This is a genomic window from Pseudomonas sp. SST3 (assembly GCF_003325755.1).
In genome coordinates this window covers 1-3393 of sequence record NZ_QORI02000179.1, presented here as the reverse complement: position 1 = coordinate 3393, position 3393 = coordinate 1, and the positions used below count along the sequence as shown (strand labels likewise).

Annotated in this window: 2 rRNA genes; both read right to left on the bottom strand. The window is 52.8% G+C overall.

What is annotated here, in order from left to right:
- Positions 1-322: 322 nt before the first annotated feature.
- Positions 323-438 (bottom strand): 5S ribosomal RNA (gene rrf / locus DQ405_RS26100).
- 155 nt (positions 439-593) lie between these two features.
- A 23S ribosomal RNA gene (locus tag DQ405_RS26095) occupies positions 594-3393 on the bottom strand; the annotation flags it as partial.

The following is a 3393-nucleotide window of genomic DNA, read 5'->3' as shown; positions in this document are numbered from 1 at the left end:
TCGGAAGGCAGTGTCAACGGTACTACGGGTGATTTGTAAAGAGTTCATGCCGCGCTAAGGCCGCTTCGGCCGTATCAATCCCTTCGGACAAGCCGCCAAGGTGGTGCTCGGAAGACGCTATCGGAAGGGCACATGCTTAGGAGACGCCGGTTGCGATGGGGCAAATCAGCAGAAGAACTCGCCGCTAGGCGACCTATGGCTGGGCCGCTTTCTGAGCCCTGCTCGGTCGGGCATGCTGCCAGCCCCAGGAGCCGATCGACTTTTCTTTCGCGCAAAGACAAACCCCCGGCCATCTTTCGATGATCGGGGGTTTGGTGTAGAAGCTTGACGATGACCTACTCTCACATGGGGAGACCCCACACTACCATCGGCGATGCGTCGTTTCACTACTGAGTTCGGGATGGGATCAGGTGGTTCCAACGCTCTATGGTCGTCAAGCAATTCGGTTGGGGAGTCGGTGTTGAGTCGCTTCCCCTAATTGGGTATGTGATGGTGTTTCGGTGTTGCTTTCGCTTTGCGAGCGATGCGTCTTTTCGGTTTGTTTGTCGACTTCAACCGTCTGACACGCAAACATCAAATTGTTTGGGTGTTATATGGTCAAGCCTCACGGGCAATTAGTACAGGTTAGCTCAACGCCTCACAGCGCTTACACACCCTGCCTATCAACGTCGTAGTCTTCGACGGCCCTTCAGGGAGCTCAAGGCTCCAGTGAGATCTCATCTTGAGGCAAGTTTCCCGCTTAGATGCTTTCAGCGGTTATCTCTTCCGAACATAGCTACCCGGCAATGCCACTGGCGTGACAACCGGAACACCAGAGGTTCGTCCACTCCGGTCCTCTCGTACTAGGAGCAGCCCCTCTCAAATCTCAAACGTCCACGGCAGATAGGGACCGAACTGTCTCACGACGTTCTAAACCCAGCTCGCGTACCACTTTAAATGGCGAACAGCCATACCCTTGGGACCGGCTTCAGCCCCAGGATGTGATGAGCCGACATCGAGGTGCCAAACACCGCCGTCGATATGAACTCTTGGGCGGTATCAGCCTGTTATCCCCGGAGTACCTTTTATCCGTTGAGCGATGGCCCTTCCATACAGAACCACCGGATCACTAAGACCTACTTTCGTACCTGCTCGACGTGTCTGTCTCGCAGTCAAGCGCGCTTTTGCCTTTATACTCTACGACCGATTTCCGACCGGTCTGAGCGCACCTTCGTACTCCTCCGTTACTCTTTAGGAGGAGACCGCCCCAGTCAAACTACCCACCATACACTGTCCTCGATCCGGATAACGGACCAGAGTTAGAACCTCAAAGTTGCCAGGGTGGTATTTCAAGGATGGCTCCACGCGAACTGGCGTCCACGCTTCAAAGCCTCCCACCTATCCTACACAAGCAAATTCAAAGTCCAGTGCAAAGCTATAGTAAAGGTTCACGGGGTCTTTCCGTCTAGCCGCGGATACACTGCATCTTCACAGCGATTTCAATTTCACTGAGTCTCGGGTGGAGACAGCGCCGCCATCGTTACGCCATTCGTGCAGGTCGGAACTTACCCGACAAGGAATTTCGCTACCTTAGGACCGTTATAGTTACGGCCGCCGTTTACCGGGGCTTCGATCAAGAGCTTCGCTTGCGCTAACCCCATCAATTAACCTTCCGGCACCGGGCAGGCGTCACACCCTATACGTCCACTTTCGTGTTTGCAGAGTGCTGTGTTTTTTTAATAAACAGTCGCAGCGGCCTGGTATCTTCGACCGGCATGAGCTTACGGGGTAAACCCTTCACCCTCACCGGCGCACCTTCTCCCGAAGTTACGGTGCCATTTTGCCTAGTTCCTTCACCCGAGTTCTCTCAAGCGCCTTGGTATTCTCTACCCAACCACCTGTGTCGGTTTGGGGTACGGTTCCTAGTTACCTGAAGCTTAGAGGCTTTTCCTGGAAGCATGGCATCAACCACTTCTCCTTCTAAAAGAAGGATCGTCATCAGTTCTCGGCATTAAGACCCCGGATTTACCTAAGATCTCTGCCTACCACCTTAAACTTGGACAACCAACGCCAAGCTGGCCTAGCCTTCTCCGTCCCCCCATCGCAGTAACTAGAAGTACGGGAATATTAACCCGTTTCCCATCGACTACGCTCTTCAGCCTCGCCTTAGGGATCGACTCACCCTGCGTCGATTAACGTTGCGCAGGAACCCTTGGTCTTTCGGCGTGCGAGTTTTTCACTCGCATTGTCGTTACTCATGTCAGCATTCGCACTTCTGATACCTCCAGCAAGCTTCTCAACTCACCTTCACAGGCTTACAGAACGCTCCTCTACCGCTCAACTTACGTTGAACCCGTAGCTTCGGTACCTGGTTTGAGCCCCGTTACATCTTCCGCGCAGGCCGACTCGACTAGTGAGCTATTACGCTTTCTTTAAAGGATGGCTGCTTCTAAGCCAACCTCCTAGCTGTCTGAGCCTTCCCACATCGTTTCCCACTTAACCAGGATTTTGGGACCTTAGCTGACGGTCTGGGTTGTTTCCCTTTTCACGACGGACGTTAGCACCCGCCGTGTGTCTCCCGTGCTGACACTTGCTGGTATTCGGAGTTTGCATCGGTTTGGTAAGTCGGGATGACCCCCTAGCCGAAACAGTGCTCTACCCCCAGCAGTGATACACGAGGCGCTACCTAAATAGCTTTCGAGGAGAACCAGCTATCTCCGAGCTTGATTAGCCTTTCACTCCGATCCACAGGTCATCCGCTAACTTTTCAACGGTAGTCGGTTCGGTCCTCCAGTTAGTGTTACCCAACCTTCAACCTGCCCATGGATAGATCGCCCGGTTTCGGGTCTATTCCCAGCGACTAGACGCCCTATTAAGACTCGCTTTCGCTACGCCTCCCCTATTCGGTTAAGCTCGCCACTGAAAATAAGTCGCTGACCCATTATACAAAAGGTACGCAGTCACCTAACAAAGTAGGCTCCCACTGCTTGTACGCATACGGTTTCAGGTTCTATTTCACTCCCCTCTCCGGGGTTCTTTTCGCCTTTCCCTCACGGTACTGGTTCACTATCGGTCAGTCAGTAGTATTTAGCCTTGGAGGATGGTCCCCCCATATTCAGACAAAGTTTCTCGTGCTCCGTCCTACTCGATTTCACTTCTAAGATCCTTTCGCGTACAGGGCTATCACCCACTATGGCCGCACTTTCCAGAGCGTTCCGCTAAAATCAAAGAAGCTTAAGGGCTAGTCCCCGTTCGCTCGCCACTACTAAGGGAATCTCGGTTGATTTCTTTTCCTCAGGGTACTTAGATGTTTCAGTTCCCCTGGTTCGCCTCACACACCTATGTATTCAGTGTGTGATAACCATCTTATGATGGCTGGGTTCCCCCATTCAGAGATCTCCGGATCAAAGTCTG